We start from the raw sequence: 19,578 nt of genomic DNA, 5'->3' as shown, positions 1-19,578 counted from the left end.
AGCTTCGCTCGAAAATCAGTTTTTCTCGAGCGCCCACAGGTCGCTTTCGATGCTTTCGAACCTCTCTTTGAGGTGCGTCTGCACATCGAAAATCGCCCTGTTGTAATAGTGCGGCGCAATTTCACGGGTAAACAGTTCAAGGATTTCGGCCGCTTCGAACGAACCCAGGTCCAGCTCGAAGCGATCCTCCATGAAGCGTTTGATCTTCTGGTTGGCCTCGTTCTCCTGTTCAGGAGTGAGGGTCAGGATCGGTGGCTTCTTCTTGACGGCCATTTACCAGCGACCATCCCACGCGGCGAAGTTCTGCAGCAATTGCAGGCCATGGGTATGGCTCTTCTCCGGGTGGAACTGCACGGCGAAACGCGAGCCATCGGCCAGCGCCGCAGCGAAATCGACGCCGTAGTGACCGCCACCCACCACTTGCCGCGGGTTGCCGGCAGCGATGTAGTAGCTGTGCACGAAGTAGAATCGCGCCAGGTCGGGAATGTTGTGCCACAGCGGGTGCGAGACCGTCTGTTTCACTTCGTTCCAGCCCATGTGCGGCACTTTCAAATGTTCGCCGTCTTCGTGCAAACCCTTGCCGAAGAACTTCACCTGACCCGGAAACAGGCCGATGCAGTCGACGCCGTCGTTCTCTTCACTGCTGTCGAGCAAGGCTTGCATGCCGACGCAGATGCCGAGGAACGGACGGTCCTGGCTGACTTCACGCACCAGCGAATCGAAACCCAGGCGACGGATCTCCGCCATGCAATCGCGAATCGCGCCGACGCCGGGGAATACCACCCGGTCGGCTTCGCGAATCACATCGGCATCGCTGGTGATCAAGACCTTGCCGGCACCGACGTGCTCGAGAGCCTTGGCCACCGAGTGCAGGTTGCCCATGCCGTAATCGATAACCGCGACCGTCTGCATTACAGAACGCCTTTGGTCGACGGCATCTGACCGGCCATGCGGTCATCCAGCTCTACCGCCATGCGCAGGGCGCGGCCGAAAGCCTTGAACACGGTTTCGATCTGGTGGTGGGTGTTGTGCCCACGCAGATTGTCGATGTGCAGGGAGACGTTGGCATGGTTGACGAAGCCCTGGAAGAACTCCTGGAACAGGTCAACATCAAAACCGCCAACGGTGGCGCGGGTAAAAGGAACATGCATCTGCAGGCCCGGACGGCCGGAGAAGTCGATCACCACGCGCGACAGCGCTTCATCGAGCGGCACGTAGGCATGGCCGTAGCGACGGATGCCTTTCTTGTCGCCGATGGCTTTGGTGAAAGCCTGACCCAGGGTGATACCGACATCCTCCACAGTGTGGTGGTCGTCGATATGCAGGTCGCCCTTGCTGACAATATCCAGGTCGATCAGCCCGTGACGGGCGATCTGGTCCAGCATGTGCTCAAGAAAAGGAACACCGATATCAAATCGGGCCTTTCCGGTGCCATCCAGGTTGATCGAGGCTTTGATCTGGGTTTCCAGAGTGTCGCGCTCGACTGACGCCTTACGTTCGGCCATCACCAGCTCCGCAAAATCATTGGGCGAAAAAGGCAACCATTATAGGGGCGCGGGCCGGAAACAGAAACACGAGAGGTGATATCACTGACGGACTGAATTCAACAGCCCCGCCGCTATACCTGTAATGACAGGTAGGAGCCGGCCTGCTGACGAACCAGGCAGCGCGATGGGGAACCCGTCGCTGGATGCACTGCCTGCATGATCGCTGACCGATCACCCGCTTCGGAGCGCTATACTCCCCGGCTAAATTTCGAATTCGACTAACTACAAGGACTCGCCCATGAAAGCGTTCGGCAAAATCCTGGGTCTGGTACTTCTCGGGCTGTTACTGATCATTGTGGCGCTGGGCTTTGCCCTGACCCACCTCTTCGATCCCAACGACTATAAAGACGAGATTCGCCAGATTGCCCGCGACAAGGCCCACATCGAGCTGACGCTCACGGGCGATATCGGCTGGAGCCTGTTTCCCTGGCTGGGCCTGGAATTGCACGAAGCCAGTGTCGCGACCCTGGCCAAGCCCGCCGAGCCGTTCGCTGACTTGCAGATGCTGGGCCTGTCGGTTCGCGTGCTGCCGCTGCTGCGCCGTGAAGTGCAGATGAGCGACGTGCGTGTCGAGGGCCTGAACCTGCGCCTTAATCGCGACAAGGACGGCCACGGAAACTGGGAAGACATCGGCAAGGTCCCGGCGCCCGCCACCCCGGCCACACCGCCCGCCACCAGCGAAGCTGCAACACCGCAGACCACCGCCCAAGCGGAAAAACCGGCCCAGCCGATCCGCCTGGACATCGACAGCCTGACCGTCAATAACGCCCGCGTCGAATACAGCGACGAAAAAACCGGCAAGCTGTACAGCGCCGAAAGCATCCAGCTCAGCACCGGGCCAGTCCACGACTCGACCAATATTCCGATCAAGCTCACCGCGTTTCTCGGCACCAACCAGCCGGTTCTGCGAGTCCGCACCGAGCTCAATGGCGAACTGCGCTTCGAGCGTGCGCTGCAACGTTACAAATTCGAAGACATGAAGCTTTCCGGTGAAGTCGCCGGGGATCCTTTGCAAGGCAAAACCATCACCTTCGCCGCCCAGGGCCAGTTGTTGCTGGATAAAGCAGCTAACGTCGCCGAATGGACCGGCATCAAGCTATCTGCCAACCAGCTGCGCGCCTTGGGTGAACTGAAGGTCAACGACCTCGACAAGACCCCGCAAATCAGCGGCGGCCTGTCAATTGCCCAGTTCGACCTGGCGAAATTCGTCGACAGCGTCGGCCAGAAACTCCCGGCCATGGCTGAAGGCAGCCTGAGCAAAGTCGAACTGGCCAGCCGTCTTTCCGGTACACCGACCAGTGTGTCGTTCGACGACATCAACCTGAAGGTCGACGACAGCACCTTCAGCGGTCGTATCGCCGTAGAAGACTTCGCCAAACAATCGCTGCGGGCGAACCTCAAGGCTGACACCTTCAACGTTGATCGTTACTTGCCGCCAAAATCCGCCGAAGCCAACAGCGCGAAACAGGTACGTGAAGCCGAAGTCGCCAACACCGAGGCCAATGCCATGGCCGGTGCGGGCAGCACCCCCCTGCCACCATCTCCGACCAAAGGCCCGTGGAGTACTGCGCGGCTACTGCCGGTGGAACGCCTGAGCAAACTCGATGTGGACGCCGACCTGACCTTCGGCCAACTGACCCTCGACAAACTGCCGATCCACAACGCTGTACTCAAGGCCAACGGCGTGGGCGGCCTGCTGACGCTGGAGAACCTGCGCGGCGACCTGTACGACGGCAACTTTGAAGCCAAGGGCACCCTGGACGTGCGCCAGCCGGTGCCGGCGCTGAACATGCAGACGCGCATCAGCCAGGTCCCGGTGGAAAAAATCCTCGAAAGCCAAGGTAAAAATCCGCCGGTCAAAGGCCTGGTCACACTCAACAGCAACCTGACCGGCAGCGGCAACAGCCAGAGTGCGCTGGTCGACAGCCTCAACGGCAACGCCAGCTTCGTCATCAACAACGGCGTGCTGCTCAATGCCAATCTCGAACAGCAGCTGTGCAAAGGCATCGCCACCCTGAACCGCAAAACCCTCAGCGGCGAGCCAAGGGGCAAGGACACGCCGTTCCAGGAGCTCAAGGGCAACCTGACCTTCCGTAATGGCGTGGCCAGCAACCCGGATCTGAAAGTGCGCATCCCGGGCATGACCGTCAACGGTGACGGCGATGTCGATCTGCGGGTACTGGGCATGGATTACCGCGTGGGCATCATCGTCGAAGGCGACAAGAGCGACATGCCGGACCCGGCCTGCCAGGTCGGCGAGAAATTCGTCGGCATCGAATGGCCGCTGCGCTGCCGTGGCCCGCTGGAACTGGGGGCCAAGGCCTGCCGCCTCGATAACGAACGCATGGGCCAGGTCGCGGCCAAAATGGCCGGCAACAAGATCAGCGAAAAAATCGATGAGAAACTTGGCGACAAGGTCAGCCCTGAATTGAAAGACGCACTGAAGGGGCTGTTCAAGCGATGAGAGCCGAGCAGTTCTCTTCCGCGGTACTGGACTGGTACGACCGCCACGGCCGCCACGATCTGCCCTGGCAACAGGGCATCACCCCCTATCGGGTGTGGGTCTCGGAAATCATGTTGCAGCAAACCCAGGTCAGCACGGTGCTGAATTACTTCGACCGCTTCATGGCGTCGTTGCCGACGGTCGAAGCCCTGGCCGCCGCACCGGAGGACGAAGTCCTGCACCTGTGGACCGGCCTCGGTTATTACACCCGCGCGCGCAACTTGCAGAAGACCGCGAAGATCGTGGTTGCCGACTATGGCGGCGAGTTTCCGCGGGACGTGGAAAAGCTGACAGACCTGCCGGGTATCGGCCTGTCCACGGCCGGAGCCATCGCCAGCCTGAGCATGGGCCTGCGGGCGCCGATCCTCGACGGCAACGTCAAACGGGTGCTGGCGCGCTTTACCGCGCAAGAGGGTTATCCGGGCGAGCCCAAGGTTGCCAAACAGCTGTGGACCACTGCAGAGCGCCTTACGCCGCATGCTCGGGTCAATGCCTACACCCAGGCGATGATGGATCTGGGCGCCACGCTCTGCACCCGCAGCAAGCCGAGCTGCCTGCTCTGCCCGCTGGAAAAGGGCTGCGAAGCGCATATGCTCGGCCTCGAGACCCGCTACCCGATCCCCAAGCCGCGCAAGGCCATCCCACAGAAGCGCACGCTGATGCCGATGCTCGCCAACGGCGACGGCGCGATCCTGCTTTACCGGCGCCCTTCCACGGGCCTGTGGGGCGGTCTCTGGAGCCTGCCGGAACTCGACGACCTCGATGACCTGCAACATCTGGCATCGCAGCACTCGCTGGAACTGGGCAGCCAACAGGCACTGCCGAGCCTGATACACACCTTCAGCCATTTCCAATTGGCCATCGAACCCTGGCTGGTTCAAGTCCAGGAAGCCGGCCATCACGTGGCCGAGGCCGACTGGCTCTGGTATAACCTCGCCACCCCGCCGCGCCTGGGCCTTGCCGCCCCGGTCAAAACCTTGCTCGAACGCGCGGCCGCCGTATTGAACGCAGGAGAGTCGTCATGACCCGTACCATCATGTGCCGCAAGTACAAAGAAGAATTGCCCGCCCTGGAGCGTGCTCCATTCCCGGGCGCCAAAGGCCAGGACATTTTTGACCACGTCTCGGCCAAGGCCTGGGCCGACTGGCAAAAGCACCAGACCCTGCTGATCAACGAAAAGCGCTTGAACATGATGAACGCCGAAGACCGCAAATATCTTCAGGGCGAAATGGACAAGTTCTTTTCCGGCGAGGATTACGCCAAGGCTGACGGCTACGTTCCGCCAGCTGAATAACCCCGATTTCCCGGGGGTCGGATCGTAAGCGACGGTAATAATTAAATATTTTTTGAAAACTTGCTTGACGACCCCCCGAAAAACCAGTTTAATGCGCCCCGTTGCCCAGATAGCTCAGTCGGTAGAGCAGGGGATTGAAAATCCCCGTGTCGGCGGTTCGATTCCGTCTCTGGGCACCAAATACCGAAAACCCTGAATCGCAAGATTCAGGGTTTTTTTATGCCCGGGATTTAGCAAGCCTTAGCGCCGCTGAAAATTCCTACATCCGCCACGCCCTTTTCCTTCCCGCTGTACCCGAGCCTTCATACATCGCTTTAGGATGTGTCTCATGGAGTGTGCGCCCTTACAAAGTGAAACTAATGCAGCAGCAAATTTGCCTGCATTCAACGTTTCAACGTAAGGAAACCGTCTTGAATACGCTTTTGAAGTTCCTCGCCCTGTCGACCATCATTGCCACCGCCAGCGGCTGCGTCAGCTACAACAACAGCCAGCCGTCTTCGCCGATCGACAGTACCGTCAAAACAGACCTGAAAGCTGACATCGCTGTCGGTGACACCATCTCCGGTGAGTCTTCGGTCAACGTCCTGTTCGGCTTCCTCAAGTTTGGCGGCGACTCCCAGTTCGCCGATGGCGTCAGCTATGGTGGCCAGAGCGGTGGCTTGGGCAGCCTTGGCCTGGATCCCGTCAGCGCAGTCAAATCGGCAGCGGCTTACAAAGCGGTCAAATCTTCCGGCGCTGACCTGATCGTCGCCCCGCGCTATGAAGTGAACGAAGAAAACTACTTCATCTTCAAAAAGGTTTCCGTCACCGTAAAAGGAAACAAAGGCAACATCCGCGGCATCCGCTGATACCTCCTCCCCAAGGTGATTCCTCAGCAAACCATCCATCGCGCTTTGGCAAACCGAAAACCCTAGCGCGTGGCACTCCGCAAACAGCCAGCTGTTTGCGGATTTGAGCGCTAACGAAATCCCTTTGTTTCAACGACGCGTCTATTCACCACCACTCCAGTGAAAAACCAGATTGCGCGCGCCACCACTGCCAACATCCGCGGTATCACGCCGTTCCTCCCCATTGCGAGTCGCAACGACGGTGTAGTGACCGGGCGGCAGCTGAACGTAAACCAGCGGGCCGGCCTGACTCAGGGTCAGCACGGTTTGCCCCTGGGCTTTGTGGATGACCACATCGACATCGGGGATGTATTTGTTTTCCGGTCCGATAGCAAACGTCATGTGCAGGTTGTAGCCAGTAGTCTGCTGGATAGCCTACGCCTCATCCTAGCCAACTCCGCCGGAGAGATAGGTAATCCCGTTTTGCTCCTGCCGTTGAACTTGCACGCCTGAACTGTCGATCGGCTCGAGACTGGTTGATTTCCCTGCGCCCGGCCGGTTTTAGAATGATTCGGCCTTGAACACGTCGAGCACGAAACCGCCACCAGCATCCAGAACATAAAGGTGCACCCGCGTGATTTCATCAGGGCCCCACATGTACGTGCGAATGTACGACGAGCTGAAACGAGGGGCGGAGGATGGCCCTACCGTCGGCATCATTCTTTGCGCGCAAAAAGACGAGTCGGTGGTGCGCTATTCGGTGCTGGAAGGCAACGAGCAGCTGTTCGCCAGCAAGTACAAGCTGGTGCTGCCGAGCGAAGAAGAGCTGCGTGCGGAACTGGATCGGGAACGGGCCGCCATTGAAGAGCGACTGCTGACTCAGGCACCCGGATCCATACGGATGGATTGTCCATAAGCTGTGCGAGGTCTATCGTTGGCAGCTACCCGCAAAGGTCCGAAGCCGATGAATTTGCAGGACATGCCACCGCTGGCGCCCAATCGAATCGAGTTGCCGCCGTCCACCGCCATTGCTGGCGAAGCGTTCAGGGAGCCCGCCGCAGACGGGTTCATCCTCGGCGGTTTCACTTGGCGGCACGCCTCTGGGGACATCGCGCGTCCGATCGTCATCATCAACGCCGCCACCTCGGTGCGCTGCCGGCATTACTCACGGTTTGCCGATTATCTGTTCGCCAACGGCTTCGACGTCATCACCTATGACTACCGCGGCATCGGCGAGTCGCGCCCCTCATCGCTCAAAGGCCTGCAAGCTTCATGGTCCGACTGGGGCACACTGGATTTCGAGACGATGCTCAAGCGCGCACAGCGCGAGTTCCCCGGTCAGCCCATCGATGTTGTCGGGCACAGCTTTGGAGGCTGTGCAGCGGGCCTGGGAGCCTCTGGGCATCTGATCCGGCGCCTGGTGACGGTGGGTGCGCAATTTGCCTACTGGCGCGACTACGCGCCCGCTCATCGCTGGCAGATGTTCGGCAAGTGGCACGTGGTGATGCCGCTGCTGACAATGATCTATGGCTACTTCCCCGGCAAACGCCTCGGCTGGCTGGAAGACACGCCCGCCGGCGTGGTTCGCGACTGGTGCATGCCCACAGCGCAATATGAAACGCGCCCCAGCGGTCGTGTGATCATCGCTGACACCGGCAGGCTGCCCTTCGCCTCAGTGACCGCCAAAACCCTGGCCATCAGCATCAGCGACGATCCTTACGGCACAATCCCGGCCATAGAACGCCTGCTCGGCTACTTCAGCAACAGCACCAACACTCACCTGCGAATCACTCCCGAAGACATCGGCGAAGAACAAGTCGGACATTTCGCCTTTTTTCGCAGCCCATACCAAGCCACACTATGGCCCATTGCATTGTCCTGGCTGCAACGCGGCGAACTGGCCCCCGATACCCCCGGGCGGCGAGTGCCACGCAGCTGATCGACTTGCCCACTCAACGAAATACGGAACGACGCCCATGGCTTCCGCCAACAAGCAGCACAAACGCGCCACCCGCGCCAAGGCCAAGGCCAAGCAGAACCGCACCCAGCGGGCGGCTACGCCGGTGGAACTGGACCCGAACGACGATCGCATCGACTTCGAATCGGTGGACCTGACCGACCTGTTCAAAGAAATGATCGAGGCGCAAAAAATCAGCCAGCAAGCCATGTGCGCGGCCTTTCTTGAGCACCCGCTGCTCGCGCTGGTGCTCGAGCAGGAAGGCGAAGAAACAGCCACAGACTTCATCATCGGCGCGCTGATCGAGTACCGCCAATGGTCCACCGAAGTGGACGAAGCCGGCGCCCTGGCGTGGATCGAATCCCCGGCCTTCCAGGCAGATTACGTGGCCGCGTCCGAAATCATCGCAGCCCAAAACCAACAGCAACCGAACTGAGTTCCCATGGCCTCCCTGAACAAGCAACAGAAACGCGCCAAACGCGCCAAGATCAAAGCCAAACAAATCAACATCCATGGCAGAAAACCCGCCGCACTGGACGATGACCTGGGCGACATCGGCGAGCCGATCCCGGAATACACCCTGGCGATGTTCAGCAAAATGCGCGACGCGGAAGCCACCAGCCGCGACCTCATGCTGCAGACCTTGCTGTCGAACCTCGCCGACATCATCAGCGACCATCCAGACCTGCTGGACATGGAAAACGCCGACAACGAAGCCATGGCCGCCACCCACCTGGCTGCCGACATGCTGATCGACTACCGCATGTGGGCCGACGGCATGGATCGCGATGCGGCCCAGGCCTGGCTGACCGATCCGCAGTTCATCAGCGACTTCGGCAAAGCGCTGGACACCTATCGCCAGTCGCTGGATGCGCAGGAAGAACAGGGCGAGTAACCACCCTCCCCAGCGAAAACAAAAACGGCCGCTTGTCATCTCTGACAGCGGCCGTTTTTTTAGAAGCTATCAATCCACCTGCCTTTACCCTTCATCCAATGTTACGTATATCCCATTGACATATCCCTCCATGAATCTATCCTTTGGGAATCGCAACGCACCAGTAAAAACATAGGAGGCCAGAATGGAACAGACAACCCTTTTCATGAGCAATCGAAGCCAGGCCGTCCGCCTTCCCAAAGCTGTTGCAATGCCAAGTGACGTGAAACGAGTCGACGTAGTCGCTATTGGCAGGGCTCGCATCATCACCCCCGCCGGTGAAACATGGGACAGCTGGTTCGATGGGGATGGTGTGAGTGCAGACTTCATGACCGACCGGGAACAACCCGCCGATCAGGAGCGTGAGTCGTTCTGATGATCAAGTTCATGCTCGATACCAACATTTGCATCTTCACGATCAAGAACAAGCCGCAAATCGTACGAGAAGCTTTCAACCGTCATAACGGGCAAATGTGTATCAGTGCTGTCACGCTGATGGAGTTGATCTACGGTGCCGAAAAATCAGCAGCGCCCGAAAAGAACCTTGCCATGATCGAGGGTTTGGCAGCCCGCCTTGAGGTCTTGCCTTTCGACAATGAAGCAGCTGCACACACCGGAATGATTCGGTCCGAGCTGGCAAAGGCTGGAACGCCCATTGGCCCCTATGACTACATGATTGCCGGGCACGCGCGCTCACGCGGCTACATTGTGGTAACCAACAATCTGCGGGAGTTCGAACAGGTCCCGGGATTACGCGTAGAGGACTGGGTTCACCCCACCTGAACGACCACAACCAGCGAAAACAAAAACGGCCGCTTGTCATCACTGACAGCGGCCGTTTTGCGTCACGGGGTACGAATCAGTTCAGCACCGCCGCACCCAGTTTCTGCAGCTTGCGACGGCGAGCCACCAGCAAACCGGTCGCCACCACCAACAGGCTCAGCAGGCCGGTCGCGAGGATCTCAACGCGATGGGCTTCCTGGAACAGCATAATTGTCAGGATGCCGACGATGAACACGATCACCGCATAGGTCAGGCCAGGGAACAGCCACATCCGGAAGGCAATCTTCTCACCGGCAATCACGCGCTTCTGGCGCATGCGCAGCTGGGAAACCGCAATCACCAGGTACACCAGCAACGCGATGGCGCCGGAGCTGGCCAGCAGGAACTCGAACACCGCGGCCGGCGCCACGTAGTTGGCGAATACCGCGAGGAAGGCGGCGGCGGTGGACAGGATCACGGCCCAATACGGCGTGCCGCTGCCATTGGTGCGCGTTGCCACAGCTGGCGCATCACCACGCTTGCCCAGGGAGAACAGCATCCGCGAAGCGGTATAGAGCGCCGAGTTCAGGCAGCTGGTCACGGCAACCAATACCACGATGTCGACGATCAGCTTGGCGTTCGGGATGCCCATGCGCTCAAGCACGGTCTGGTAGGAACCGACAGCGGCCAATACCGGGTCGTTCCAGGGCACCAGCGCCACGACGATGAAGATCGATACAAGGTAGAACAAGCCGATCCGCCAGATCACCGAATTGGTGGCCTTGGAGATTTGCTGGCCCGGGTTCTTCGATTCCGCAGCGGCGATGGTGACGATTTCGGTGCCCATGAACGAGAACATGGTCGTCAACATCGCAGCGAGCACAGCGCCCTTGCCGTTTGGCAGGAAGCCTTGGGTGTCGAACAAGTGGGACACACCGCTGACTTGGCTGGTCGGCAGGAAGCCGAAAATCGCCAGAACGCCGAGGACAATGAAACCGATGATCGCCAGGACCTTGACCAGGGCGAACCAGAACTCGAATTCACCGTAGTTCTTCACGCTGAACAGGTTGGTCACCGTCAGCAGCAAGGTGATCACCAGGGTGAACGCCCAGATCGCCACGTTGGGGAACCAGGCATGCAGGATGGTTGCGGCGGCGTTGGCCTCCAGCGGGATGACCAGCACCCAGAACCACCAGTAGAGCCAGCCGATGGTGAACCCGGCCCAATGACCGATTGCGCGATCGGCGTAGGTCGAGAAGGAGCCGGTGTCCGGCGAGGCAACGGCCATTTCGCCGAGCATGCGCATCACCAGCACCACCAGGGTACCGGCGGCAGCATAGGCCAACAGCACAGCCGGGCCAGCTGCAGCGATAGCGTGGCCGGAGCCGACGAACAGGCCGGCACCGATAACCCCGGCGATCGACAGCATGGTCACATGACGCGGTTTGAGCCCCTGTTCGAGGCCATTGGAGCTTGGGGTACTGCTCATTGAAACTACCTTTGTAAGGAAAAGCGAATGCGTACATCCCGCCGGACGTTCCTTCTTGTAAAAAGAAACCAACGGAGCGTTCCTTATTCTGCACGCAATAATTGCGCCAAAATGTTACAAACTCCCCAAAACCGGGGCTTGTAGCAAGCATGCTAAGTTCTTGCAAGTCATTGAAATGCATGGCACTTCGCCAGAACGTTACCCTGCGACTCACTCCAGGAACGAAATCGCGCACCAGAAACACACTAAAAAAAAGCTCGACGCACGATAAAAGTGCGGATACGTATCGTTTGGCCGGTTAGCGCTTCCAACACCCCGCCAAAGCTGGCAACATCGCGCCCCTTTTTGCGATACCCACCACGCTTTTCATGTTGAAGCAGGGTTCAAACGGCTGTTCGGTTGATAGCAGCGCGACAGTCTGCTGTAGCGATGCGACAACCTGCCACACACCACCCGTTTACCGCCCGTAGCGCTGTTGGCTGCCATTCAGACGCTATGCTAGCTTGGCCGCCTCGCCAGGAAGGCCGCCAACAGCAGGAGCGAAACACTTTGAGGAACGCACATGGCTGAGGCCGCGCCCGCGCTTGAAATCCGCAACTTGCACAAACGCTACGGACAGCTCGAAGTGCTCAAAGGCATCTCGCTGACCGCCCGCGACGGCGACGTGATCTCGATCCTGGGTTCCTCCGGCTCCGGCAAGTCCACGTTCCTGCGCTGCATCAACCTGCTGGAAAACCCGCACCAGGGCCAGATCCTGGTGGCCGGTGAAGAACTCAAGCTCAAGGCCGCGAAGAACGGTGAACTGGTCGCTGCCGACGGCAGGCAGATCAACCGCCTGCGCAGCGAGATCGGTTTTGTGTTTCAAAACTTTAATCTGTGGCCGCACATGAGCGTGCTCGATAACATCATCGAAGCCCCGCGCCGCGTGCTCGGCCAGAGCAAGGCCGAGGCCATCGAAGTCGCTGAAGCCCTGCTGGCCAAGGTCGGCATCGCCGACAAGCGCCACGCCTACCCGTCGCAACTCTCCGGCGGCCAACAGCAACGCGCCGCTATCGCCCGCACCCTGGCGATGCAGCCCAAGGTGATTCTGTTCGACGAACCCACCTCTGCCCTTGACCCGGAAATGGTCCAGGAAGTACTTAATGTCATCCGTGCATTGGCTGAAGAAGGCCGCACCATGCTGCTGGTCACCCATGAAATGGGGTTCGCCCGTCAGGTTTCCAGCGAAGTGGTGTTCCTCCACCAAGGCTTGGTAGAAGAGCAAGGATCGCCACAGCAGGTATTCGAAAACCCGCTTTCGGCGCGCTGCAAACAATTCATGTCCAGCAACCGCTAACGGAGCTACCCGCATGCAGAACTACAAAAAGATCTTCCTGGCTGCCGCCGTCACCCTGGCCTTCAGCGCCGGTGCCGCCGCCGAGACCTTGAAGATGGGCATCGAAGCGGCCTACCCGCCGTTCAACAACAAAGATGCCAGTGGCAATGTCGTCGGCTTCGACAAGGAAATCGGCGACGCCCTGTGCGCCAAGATGAAAGTCGAATGCAAAGTGGTCACCTCCGACTGGGACGGCATCATCCCGGCCCTGAACGCCAAGAAGTTCGACTTCCTGATCTCCTCGATGTCGATCACCGACGAGCGCAAGCAAGCGGTGGACTTCACCGACCCGTACTACTCCAACAAGCTGCAATTCATCGCCAAGAAAGGCGTCGACTTCAAAACCGACAAGGATGCCCTGCAAGGCAAAGTGATCGGCGCCCAACGTGCGACCCTCGCCGGCACCTGGCTGGAAGACAACATGGAAGGCGTTGAAGTCAAACTCTACGACACCCAGGAAAACGCCTACCTCGACCTGACTTCCGGTCGCCTGGACGGCATCCTGGCCGACAAGTACGTCAACTACGAATGGCTGAAAAGCGACGCCGGCCGCTCTTACGAATTCAAGGGCGACCCGGTGGAAGAAAGCGACAAGATCGGTATCGCAGTACGTAAAGGCGACGCGATTCGCGACAGGCTGAATACCGCACTGAAAGAAATCGTCGCTGACGGCACCTACAAGAAGATCAACGACAAGTACTTCCCGTTCAGCATCTATTGATCCTGACTGGCCTGACGGGCGTCGTTCGCTGACGGCGCCCGTCCCTGGCATTGCCTGCCGCGATTTGAAAAGACATCCATGACTATCGATCTCTACGGATTCGGCCCGGCGCTCGCCGCTGGCGCACTGATGACTGTGAAACTGGCACTCTCGGCCTTGTGCGTGGGGCTGGTGCTCGGTCTGCTCGGCGCCTTGGCCAAGACTTCCCCATACAAGCCGTTGCAATGGCTTGGCGGTACTTATTCGACCCTGGTGCGCGGCATCCCGGAATTGCTCTGGGTGCTGTTGATCTACTTCGGCACGGTCAACCTGATGCGCGCCCTGGGCGAGTTCTTCGGCAACCCCGACCTCGAACTCAATGCGTTCGCCGCTGGCGTGATTGCGCTGGGCCTGTGCTTCGGCGCCTACGCCACGGAAGTGTTTCGTGGCGCGATCCTCGCGATCCCCAAGGGCCACCGTGAAGCTGGCGTAGCGTTGGGCCTGTCGAAGTTTCGCATCTTCACACGGTTGATCATGCCGCAGATGTGGCGCATCGCCCTGCCGGGCCTGGGCAACCTGTTCATGATCCTGATGAAGGACACCGCACTGGTGTCGGTGATCGGCCTGGAAGAAATCATGCGTCACGCGCAAATCGGCGTGACCGTGTCCAAGCAACCGTTCACCTTTTATATGGTGGCCGCCTTCATGTACCTGGGCCTGACCATCCTGGCCATGACCGGTATGCACTTTATGGAACGACGCGCCGCTCGCGGCTTCGCGAGGAGCACCCAATGAACTGGGAAGTCATCATCAAATGGCTGCCGAAACTGGCCCAGGGCGCGACCCTGACCCTGGAACTGGTGGCCATCGCCGTGATCGCCGGGCTGTTGCTGGCGATTCCGCTGGGCATCGCCCGCTCGTCGCGCCTCTGGTACGTGCGGGCAATTCCCTACGGCTACATCTTCTTTTTCCGAGGCACGCCGTTGCTGGTTCAGCTGTTCCTGGTCTACTACGGCCTGGCGCAGTTCGACGCGATCCGCAACAGCTCGATGTGGCCCTACCTGCGCGATCCGTTCTGGTGCGCCACCGCGACCATGACCCTGCACACCGCGGCCTACATCGCCGAGATCCTGCGCGGCGCAATCCAGGCGATTCCCCCGGGGGAGATCGAAGCGGCGCGGGCGCTGGGCATGTCCCGGCCCAAGGCTCTGTTCTACATCATCCTGCCCCGCGCCGCGCGCATCGGCCTGCCGGCCTACAGCAACGAAGTGATCCTGATGCTCAAGGCCAGCGCGCTGGCGAGTACCGTGACCCTGCTGGAACTCACCGGCATGGCCCGCACCATCATCGCCCGGACTTATCTGCCGGTAGAGATCTTCTTCGCCGCGGGCATGTTCTACCTGCTGATGGCCTACGTGCTGGTTCGCGGCTTCAAGCTGCTGGAGCGCTGGCTGCGCGTCGATGCCTGCCAGGGACGCTGATGGTCGCGTGCTGACGGGCGACGACTTGCTCGCCCGTTACGCCGCGCTGGATGCTTTTCTGTTCGAGCATCAGGCGCTGTGGAAGCCCCGACCGTTCACCCATCTGCAACTCCCCTGGGAAACGTCCTACCCGGAGTTGGCGCTTTGGCTACGGGCGCGGTCGCTGGAAGAGGCGGAAAACAGCCATAACCAACCCTGTTTGCTGGATGCGCCGGAGCCGTTTGCAACCCTCGCACGATTGTCCCTTGATCTGAGCGCAGTAGGCGAATTCCCGGCCCATGCGCTTGAAACGGCCGGGCATCGCTTGAATGTCGATGTGCCAGGGCGCAAATGGCAGCAGATTGAAGCGTTCGCCAGTCGGCTGGCGTTTACTTCTGTGCCGAACCATTGGCTGGATTGGTGTTCGGGCAAAGGCCATTTGGGGCGACGCTTGCTGCGAACCGGTCAGCAGCTGACTTGCCTGGAATATGACCCGGCACTGATCGCCAGCGGCCAGGCCCTCAGCCAGCGTCATCAATTGCATGCGCTTCATGTCGAGCAAGACGTACTCGCACCGGGTGTCGCCGTCTTATTGAAGGCTGACCACACGCCCGTAGCGCTGCACGCCTGCGGTGATCTGCATGTGCGCCTGATGCAACTCGCCAGCGCGGCAGGTTGCAAACAGATGGCCATCGCGCCCTGCTGCTACAACCGGATCAGTGCCAGCGACTATCAGGCGCTTTCCCTCGCGGCCAAGGGGTCGGCGTTGCAGCTGTCCCTCGATGACCTCTCGCTCCCAATGAGCGAAACCGTCACCGCTGGCACCCGCGTCCGCCGCCAGCGCGACACTTCAATGGCCCGGCGCCTGGGCTTCGACCTGCTGCAACGGCAACTGCGCGGCATCGACGAATACCTGCCCACTCCTTCCCTGCCCAGTGCCTGGCTGGAAAAATCCTTTGCCGAGTACTGCCATCATTTGGCCGCGCTTAAAGACTTATCCACAGTCGTACCGCAGGACTGGCAAGCCTTGGAAGCGGCCGGATGGCAGCGGCTGGCCGAAGTGCGCAACCTGGAGCTGCTGCGCGGACTTTTCCGACGCCCATTGGAGCTGTGGCTGAACCTCGATCGGGCGCTTTTCCTCTCCGAGCAGGCATACACCGTTCGCCTGGGCACCTTCTGTGAAACCGCACTCACGCCGCGCAACTTCCTGCTTCTCGCAGAGCGCTCATAAACGCCTCAGCCTGTGGATAACTCTGTGGATGAAGTTTTCCTGGATCCAATATATCCAGCTGTTTCGGGACTGAAACACAACTGTTCAAATTTCGTACACCCGTAAAAAAACCTGTAAAACAGGCATTTGCGAGCAAACGAGAACGGATCCGCAATTTTGCCTCTAAGCAGGGGCAGGAAAGATCCCGTTGTGCATAAGCGCTACGCCAAATGAACATAACCACCCCGCAAATCCTCAACTATCTTTGCCAAGCGCCAGAATTGTCTGACGCTCAATCAGCAAGGAGCTGGGAAAATCATGAGCACATTGAACAGTGCACAGGAAGCCGTCGACACCGTCGCCAACCAGGCCATCGAGGCTGCACTGCAGCAAACCTTCGCCGTGGGCGGCGCCATCATCAACAACGCCACCGGCGAAGTCATCGCCGCCCTGCACAACAACGTGCTGATGCCCTTTCCCGGCAGTGGCACCACCTACTTCCTGCCCCATGACCCGACCGCCCACGGCGAACGTCAGCTGGTGGACTGGTACTACGAAAACGTCGCGCCACTGAACCTGCCACCCCCCAGCCAATTGACCGTCGTCACGACCCTGGACCCGTGCGCCATGTGCGCCGGCTCGCTGCTGACCGCAGGCTTCAACGTCGCCGTCAGTGCGATCGATGACTACGCCGGTATCAACTTCAACAGCCAATTCAACTTCCCGTCGCTACCGCCGCAGATCCGCCAACAGGCGCAAGACACCTGGGGCTACTATGCGATTGCGGCGCCGGTCAGCCGCGCCTATCAGGGTTCGAACAGCCCGGTGTTCGCTGGCGAGACCATCGATTCGGCGGCCTACTTCCTCACCAGCTCGATCTTTTCCGCCAGCGTCAACACCGTGCGCGAGGCCAGCAACAACAGCGGCCTGCCGCCGGACCAACTGCAAAACCCGACAAACCTCCCGACCAACAGCAAAGTGCGCCAGGCACTGACCGCGCTCAGCCCGTTCGCCCTGACCGTGCAATCGGCCAACCCCCGCGACCCCGGCGCAGAACTCGCCCCGCCGCTACTGAAAACCGCGCAGCAAGGCACGGTCTTCAACTCGGTCGCCCTCATCGACCCGTTCGGCAACCTGCTGGTGTGCCTGGCCGGCGTCGAGAACCAATCGCCGATTCGCACCGCCTTCATGGAAACCACCCGCAGCTACGCGGTCATGCGCTGGACCCTGATGAACGACCCCGACCCGGCCGTTCGCGCCCAGGCCGAGCAATACCTGACCCATCCGAAGTACGGCACCTTCGTCTTCCTCTACGCCCCCGACCCCACCACACCGCAGGCCGTGATGACCTTCGGCGCCTACGGCTCGACCATGGAAGGCCCGGTGCCACAGAGCTATCCGTCCAACCTGCAATACGTCCTGCTGCCCGGCAACACCACCGCACAAACCTTGTCGACACTGGCCCAGAACCTGCCGCCGTTCTACACCCAAAGCGTGCAAGTGGCGCCCGCGCAGGTGCTGAGCCAGGACCTGATCAACGCCGTCAAGAACGGCGTCTGAGGCGTTAAAGCAATTGCCTTGGCCAGTCCCGCGCAAGCACTCGCGGGCCTGGCCTGACGCCTACGCAAAAATAGTCTGAATTCAGGGGTTTACAGAACCATTCCAATCGCTATAATCGTCGCCCAACACGCCGGTATAGCTCAGTTGGTAGAGCAACTGACTTGTAATCAGTAGGTCCCGGGTTCGACTCCTGGTGCCGGCACCATACAAAACAAAGCCCTCGTAGAAATACGAGGGCTTTGTTGTTTCTGGGGTTTGGAAAATCAGATCTCAGTGACCCGCGCTCTGCCCACCATCAACGTGCAGAATTTCCCCAGTAACAAAGTTCGCGCTGTCCAGATACACAACCGCCTGAGAAATGTCACTGATCTCACCCATATGCCCAACCGGGTGCAGATTCCCCAGCGCTTCATGAGTTTCCTCACCATGCATCGGCGTCTTGATGATGCCAGGAGAAACCGCATTCACCCGAATCCCGCGCTTGGCGTATTCGATGGCCAAAGACTTGGTCGCCGCGTTCAGGCCACCTTTGGTCAGCGAAGCCAGTACCGACGGCACGCCGTCGATGGCGTGGTCCACCAGGCTGGTGGTGATGTTCACCACGTGACCGCTGCCTTGTTTCTCCATCTCGGTAATCGCGAGTTGGGTGATGTAGAAGAAGCCATTCAGGTTCACCGAGAGCACATTGGCGTAGTCTTCAGCGGTGTACTCGGTGAACGGTTTGGCGACGAAGATCCCGGCGTTGTTGACCAGGGTGTCGATGCGGCCGAAACGTTCGATCGTTTCGCGGATCACTTGCTGAGCGACCTCCGGGTTGCCGATGTCGCCCGCCACGGTGAGGATGTCCGGGTCGGTGGACGGTTTGATCGAACGTGAAGTGGCGACGACCTTGTAGTCCAGATCACGGAAAGCCTTGACCATGCCTGCGCCGAGACCTTGAGAGGCGCCAGTGATAACGATGACTTTTTTCGAATTGCTCATGATGAACCTCTACTAATTAATAATGGTTTGAAAAAGTAAGTAATCAGGCTTCGGCGGGGGCCTTCGCCATTTGTCTCAACATCTGTTCGTAGTACTCGACCGACTGCGAACCGGACACCAGGTGACGACCGTTGAGGATCATGGCCGGTACCGAGTTGATGCCGTGCTGGCGGTAAAACGCTTCCAGCTCTCGCACTTCATTGGCAAACGCTCCGGACGCCAACACCTCTCGAGCCGCCGCCGCATCCAGTCCCGCTTCAGTGGCCAGACGAACCAGCGTCTCGCGATCGCTCGGGTTCTGGCCGTCGGTGAAGTAAGCGCGCAACAGGATCTTCTTGAGTGCGACCTGCCGCCCTTCCTGCAACGCCCACACCATCAGCCGGTGAGCATCGAACGTGTTGTAGAAGTGAGTGCGCTTCTCCAGATCGAACGTGAAACCGATGGCCGCACCCCGTTCGATCTGCATGGCCTTGCCAGCGGCGACGTCATCGGCGGTGCGTCCGTACTTGCGCATCAAGTGCTCGACCGCTTTCTCGCCTTCCGCCGGCATGTCCGGGTTCAACTCGAAGGGCTTGTAGGTCAGCTCGACCGAGACTTCACTTGCCACGTTTTCGATCGCTTGTTCCAGCGCCGTGGCACCCAACGCGCACCACGGGCAGACCACGTCGGAGATGAAATCGATGGAGACCGACGGCGTCACGACTTCCCCTCCTCTTCAGCCAGTTGCTTGCGGTACTGGGTGGTGGTGATTCCGGCGTAGCCCCAGTTATCGGTGTCGACTTCTTCGATCACGATGTGGGTCAGATGCGGGTCCTTCTTGAGGACACGTTCCAGTGTTTCAGTGATTTCGGCGATCACCTGAGCTTTCTGCTCAGAGGTAACGCCATCGCGGGTGATGCGTACGCTTACGAAAGGCATGAGGAAGATCTCCAGTGACCTGCTCATCGGGGTGATGGGTAGGTGTTGGAGCTCAATGTAT

At 59.6% G+C, this 19,578-nt stretch carries 22 protein-coding genes, 2 tRNA genes and 2 pseudogenes; 18 read left to right on the top strand and 8 right to left on the bottom strand.

The window, feature by feature from the left end; genetic code table 11:
- Positions 1-15: 15 nt before the first annotated feature.
- From ELQ88_RS04050 to hisB, 3 genes are read right to left on the bottom strand one after another with little or no spacing between them, the layout of a single operon-like run.
- Positions 16-273 (bottom strand): DUF2164 domain-containing protein, encoded by a 258-nt coding sequence (locus tag ELQ88_RS04050; RefSeq protein WP_050682512.1) that lies wholly within the window; start codon positions 271-273, stop codon positions 16-18.
- Positions 274-912 (bottom strand): imidazole glycerol phosphate synthase subunit HisH, encoded by a 639-nt coding sequence (gene hisH, locus ELQ88_RS04045; RefSeq protein ID WP_128873794.1) that lies wholly within the window; start codon positions 910-912, stop codon positions 274-276. It abuts the gene before it with no gap.
- Positions 912-1,505, bottom strand: a complete 594-nt coding sequence (hisB, locus tag ELQ88_RS04040; protein WP_128873795.1) for an imidazoleglycerol-phosphate dehydratase HisB — start codon at positions 1,503-1,505, stop codon at positions 912-914. The genes hisH and hisB overlap by 1 nt, the downstream gene beginning before the upstream one ends.
- Positions 1,506-1,785: 280 nt before the next feature.
- Here hisB and ELQ88_RS04035 point away from each other — a divergent pair, with 280 nt between their 5' ends.
- From ELQ88_RS04035 to ELQ88_RS04015, 5 genes are all read left to right on the top strand, one after another.
- On the top strand, positions 1,786-4,011 hold the full coding sequence (locus tag ELQ88_RS04035) for an AsmA family protein (RefSeq protein WP_138963776.1): 2,226 nt from the start codon (positions 1,786-1,788) through the stop codon (positions 4,009-4,011).
- Positions 4,008-5,075, top strand: a complete 1,068-nt coding sequence (gene mutY, locus ELQ88_RS04030) for an A/G-specific adenine glycosylase (RefSeq protein ID WP_138963774.1) — start codon at positions 4,008-4,010, stop codon at positions 5,073-5,075. Before ELQ88_RS04035 ends, mutY begins: the two co-directional genes overlap by 4 nt.
- Positions 5,072-5,344 carry an oxidative damage protection protein gene (locus ELQ88_RS04025; protein WP_064675437.1) on the top strand — a complete coding sequence of 91 codons (273 nt, stop codon included), beginning with the start codon at positions 5,072-5,074 and terminating at the stop codon, positions 5,342-5,344. The genes mutY and ELQ88_RS04025 overlap by 4 nt, the downstream gene beginning before the upstream one ends.
- 103 nt (positions 5,345-5,447) lie before the next feature.
- Positions 5,448-5,523 (top strand) — tRNA-Phe (locus tag ELQ88_RS04020).
- A 231-nt stretch (positions 5,524-5,754) separates the two neighbouring features.
- Positions 5,755-6,192 carry a hypothetical protein gene (locus ELQ88_RS04015; protein WP_128873932.1) on the top strand — a complete coding sequence of 146 codons (438 nt, stop codon included), beginning with the start codon at positions 5,755-5,757 and terminating at the stop codon, positions 6,190-6,192.
- Between the two features lie 141 nt (positions 6,193-6,333).
- Here ELQ88_RS04015 and ELQ88_RS04010 read toward each other — a convergent pair.
- Positions 6,334-6,705 (bottom strand): annotated as a pseudogene (locus tag ELQ88_RS04010) (carboxypeptidase regulatory-like domain-containing protein); the annotation flags it as partial.
- Positions 6,706-6,826: 121 nt separating this feature from the next.
- On the opposite strand from ELQ88_RS04010, the pseudogene ELQ88_RS04005 reads away from it, so the two are divergent.
- From ELQ88_RS04005 to vapC, 6 genes and pseudogenes are all read left to right on the top strand, one after another.
- Positions 6,827-7,087: pseudogene (locus ELQ88_RS04005) on the top strand (PDDEXK nuclease domain-containing protein); the annotation flags it as partial.
- A gap of 48 nt (positions 7,088-7,135) precedes the next feature.
- Entirely contained in the window at positions 7,136-8,110 is a 975-nt protein-coding gene (locus tag ELQ88_RS04000; RefSeq protein WP_128873799.1) for an alpha/beta fold hydrolase, read from the top strand.
- 37 nt (positions 8,111-8,147) lie between these two features.
- Entirely contained in the window at positions 8,148-8,564 is a 417-nt protein-coding gene (locus ELQ88_RS03995) for a hypothetical protein (protein ID WP_138963772.1), read from the top strand.
- Positions 8,565-8,570: 6 nt separating this feature from the next.
- Positions 8,571-9,023: a hypothetical protein gene (locus ELQ88_RS03990; protein ID WP_138963770.1), complete on the top strand. Its 453-nt coding sequence runs from the start codon at positions 8,571-8,573 to the stop codon at positions 9,021-9,023.
- A 184-nt stretch (positions 9,024-9,207) separates the two neighbouring features.
- Entirely contained in the window at positions 9,208-9,438 is a 231-nt protein-coding gene (gene vapB, locus ELQ88_RS03985) for a type II toxin-antitoxin system VapB family antitoxin (protein WP_128873801.1), read from the top strand.
- On the top strand, positions 9,438-9,845 hold the full coding sequence (gene vapC / locus ELQ88_RS03980; RefSeq protein WP_138963768.1) for a tRNA(fMet)-specific endonuclease VapC: 408 nt from the start codon (positions 9,438-9,440) through the stop codon (positions 9,843-9,845). Before vapB ends, vapC begins: the two co-directional genes overlap by 1 nt.
- Positions 9,846-9,921: 76 nt before the next feature.
- Here the strand turns inward: vapC and gabP are convergent, their stop codons facing one another.
- Positions 9,922-11,313 carry a GABA permease gene (gene gabP, locus ELQ88_RS03975; RefSeq protein WP_138963766.1) on the bottom strand — a complete coding sequence of 464 codons (1,392 nt, stop codon included), beginning with the start codon at positions 11,311-11,313 and terminating at the stop codon, positions 9,922-9,924.
- 562 nt (positions 11,314-11,875) lie between these two features.
- On the opposite strand from gabP, the gene ELQ88_RS03970 reads away from it, so the two are divergent.
- The 7 genes from ELQ88_RS03970 to ELQ88_RS03940 all read left to right on the top strand — a co-directional run bounded on the left by ELQ88_RS03970 (position 11,876) and on the right by ELQ88_RS03940 (position 17,823).
- Positions 11,876-12,649, top strand: coding sequence for an ABC transporter ATP-binding protein (locus ELQ88_RS03970; RefSeq protein ID WP_128873804.1), 774 nt, complete (start codon positions 11,876-11,878; stop codon positions 12,647-12,649).
- Positions 12,650-12,662: 13 nt separating this feature from the next.
- Complete coding sequence (locus ELQ88_RS03965; RefSeq protein ID WP_128873805.1) at positions 12,663-13,409, top strand: ABC transporter substrate-binding protein; 747 nt, start codon at positions 12,663-12,665, stop codon at positions 13,407-13,409.
- 78 nt (positions 13,410-13,487) lie between these two features.
- Positions 13,488-14,183, top strand: a complete 696-nt coding sequence (locus ELQ88_RS03960; protein ID WP_128873806.1) for an ABC transporter permease — start codon at positions 13,488-13,490, stop codon at positions 14,181-14,183.
- On the top strand, positions 14,180-14,869 hold the full coding sequence (locus ELQ88_RS03955) for an ABC transporter permease (protein WP_128873807.1): 690 nt from the start codon (positions 14,180-14,182) through the stop codon (positions 14,867-14,869). The genes ELQ88_RS03960 and ELQ88_RS03955 overlap by 4 nt, the downstream gene beginning before the upstream one ends.
- Positions 14,850-16,079 carry a methyltransferase gene (locus tag ELQ88_RS03950; protein WP_138963764.1) on the top strand — a complete coding sequence of 410 codons (1,230 nt, stop codon included), beginning with the start codon at positions 14,850-14,852 and terminating at the stop codon, positions 16,077-16,079. Before ELQ88_RS03955 ends, ELQ88_RS03950 begins: the two co-directional genes overlap by 20 nt.
- A gap of 297 nt (positions 16,080-16,376) precedes the next feature.
- The gene (locus ELQ88_RS03945; RefSeq protein WP_138963762.1) at positions 16,377-17,618 is read left to right on the top strand and encodes a nucleoside deaminase; all 1,242 of its coding nucleotides are present in this window, start codon (positions 16,377-16,379) and stop codon (positions 17,616-17,618) included.
- Between the two features lie 129 nt (positions 17,619-17,747).
- Positions 17,748-17,823, top strand: a tRNA-Thr gene (locus tag ELQ88_RS03940).
- A 65-nt stretch (positions 17,824-17,888) separates the two neighbouring features.
- On the opposite strand, the gene ELQ88_RS03935 is transcribed toward ELQ88_RS03940, so the two are convergent.
- Genes ELQ88_RS03935 through ELQ88_RS03925 form a run of 3 tightly spaced genes read right to left on the bottom strand, consistent with a single transcriptional unit; the run spans position 17,889 to position 19,517 of the window.
- Positions 17,889-18,599: an SDR family oxidoreductase gene (locus ELQ88_RS03935; RefSeq protein WP_138963760.1), complete on the bottom strand. Its 711-nt coding sequence runs from the start codon at positions 18,597-18,599 to the stop codon at positions 17,889-17,891.
- Between the two features lie 43 nt (positions 18,600-18,642).
- On the bottom strand, positions 18,643-19,299 hold the full coding sequence (locus ELQ88_RS03930; RefSeq protein ID WP_138963758.1) for a DsbA family oxidoreductase: 657 nt from the start codon (positions 19,297-19,299) through the stop codon (positions 18,643-18,645).
- Positions 19,296-19,517, bottom strand: coding sequence for a 4-oxalocrotonate tautomerase family protein (locus ELQ88_RS03925; RefSeq protein ID WP_138963756.1), 222 nt, complete (start codon positions 19,515-19,517; stop codon positions 19,296-19,298). The genes ELQ88_RS03930 and ELQ88_RS03925 overlap by 4 nt, the downstream gene beginning before the upstream one ends.
- Between the last annotated feature and the right edge of the window lie 61 nt (positions 19,518-19,578).

It is taken from the genome of Pseudomonas sp. MPC6 (genome assembly GCF_006094435.1).
Taxonomy (GTDB): Bacteria; Pseudomonadota; Gammaproteobacteria; order Pseudomonadales; family Pseudomonadaceae; genus Aquipseudomonas.
The sequence above is the reverse complement of the archived record's forward strand: the minus strand, read 5'-3'. Positions and strand labels throughout refer to the sequence as shown.

What these genes read in the sequence shown, in the direction of transcription:
- ELQ88_RS04050 (WP_050682512.1), bottom strand. Translation starts at nt 273, where the DNA reads ATGGCCGTCAAGAAGAAGCCACCGATCCTGACCCTCACTCCTGAACAG.
- hisH (WP_128873794.1), bottom strand. Translation starts at nt 912, where the DNA reads ATGCAGACGGTCGCGGTTATCGATTACGGCATGGGCAACCTGCACTCG.
- hisB (WP_128873795.1), bottom strand. Translation starts at nt 1,505, where the DNA reads ATGGCCGAACGTAAGGCGTCAGTCGAGCGCGACACTCTGGAAACCCAG.
- ELQ88_RS04035 (WP_138963776.1), top strand. Translation starts at nt 1,786, where the DNA reads ATGAAAGCGTTCGGCAAAATCCTGGGTCTGGTACTTCTCGGGCTGTTA.
- mutY (WP_138963774.1), top strand. Translation starts at nt 4,008, where the DNA reads ATGAGAGCCGAGCAGTTCTCTTCCGCGGTACTGGACTGGTACGACCGC.
- ELQ88_RS04025 (WP_064675437.1), top strand. Translation starts at nt 5,072, where the DNA reads ATGACCCGTACCATCATGTGCCGCAAGTACAAAGAAGAATTGCCCGCC.
- ELQ88_RS04000 (WP_128873799.1), top strand. Translation starts at nt 7,136, where the DNA reads ATGAATTTGCAGGACATGCCACCGCTGGCGCCCAATCGAATCGAGTTG.
- ELQ88_RS03995 (WP_138963772.1), top strand. Translation starts at nt 8,148, where the DNA reads ATGGCTTCCGCCAACAAGCAGCACAAACGCGCCACCCGCGCCAAGGCC.
- ELQ88_RS03990 (WP_138963770.1), top strand. Translation starts at nt 8,571, where the DNA reads ATGGCCTCCCTGAACAAGCAACAGAAACGCGCCAAACGCGCCAAGATC.
- vapB (WP_128873801.1), top strand. Translation starts at nt 9,208, where the DNA reads ATGGAACAGACAACCCTTTTCATGAGCAATCGAAGCCAGGCCGTCCGC.
- vapC (WP_138963768.1), top strand. Translation starts at nt 9,438, where the DNA reads ATGATCAAGTTCATGCTCGATACCAACATTTGCATCTTCACGATCAAG.
- gabP (WP_138963766.1), bottom strand. Translation starts at nt 11,313, where the DNA reads ATGAGCAGTACCCCAAGCTCCAATGGCCTCGAACAGGGGCTCAAACCG.
- ELQ88_RS03970 (WP_128873804.1), top strand. Translation starts at nt 11,876, where the DNA reads ATGGCTGAGGCCGCGCCCGCGCTTGAAATCCGCAACTTGCACAAACGC.
- ELQ88_RS03965 (WP_128873805.1), top strand. Translation starts at nt 12,663, where the DNA reads ATGCAGAACTACAAAAAGATCTTCCTGGCTGCCGCCGTCACCCTGGCC.
- ELQ88_RS03960 (WP_128873806.1), top strand. Translation starts at nt 13,488, where the DNA reads ATGACTATCGATCTCTACGGATTCGGCCCGGCGCTCGCCGCTGGCGCA.
- ELQ88_RS03955 (WP_128873807.1), top strand. Translation starts at nt 14,180, where the DNA reads ATGAACTGGGAAGTCATCATCAAATGGCTGCCGAAACTGGCCCAGGGC.
- ELQ88_RS03950 (WP_138963764.1), top strand. Translation starts at nt 14,850, where the DNA reads ATGCCTGCCAGGGACGCTGATGGTCGCGTGCTGACGGGCGACGACTTG.
- ELQ88_RS03945 (WP_138963762.1), top strand. Translation starts at nt 16,377, where the DNA reads ATGAGCACATTGAACAGTGCACAGGAAGCCGTCGACACCGTCGCCAAC.
- ELQ88_RS03935 (WP_138963760.1), bottom strand. Translation starts at nt 18,599, where the DNA reads ATGAGCAATTCGAAAAAAGTCATCGTTATCACTGGCGCCTCTCAAGGT.
- ELQ88_RS03925 (WP_138963756.1), bottom strand. Translation starts at nt 19,517, where the DNA reads ATGCCTTTCGTAAGCGTACGCATCACCCGCGATGGCGTTACCTCTGAG.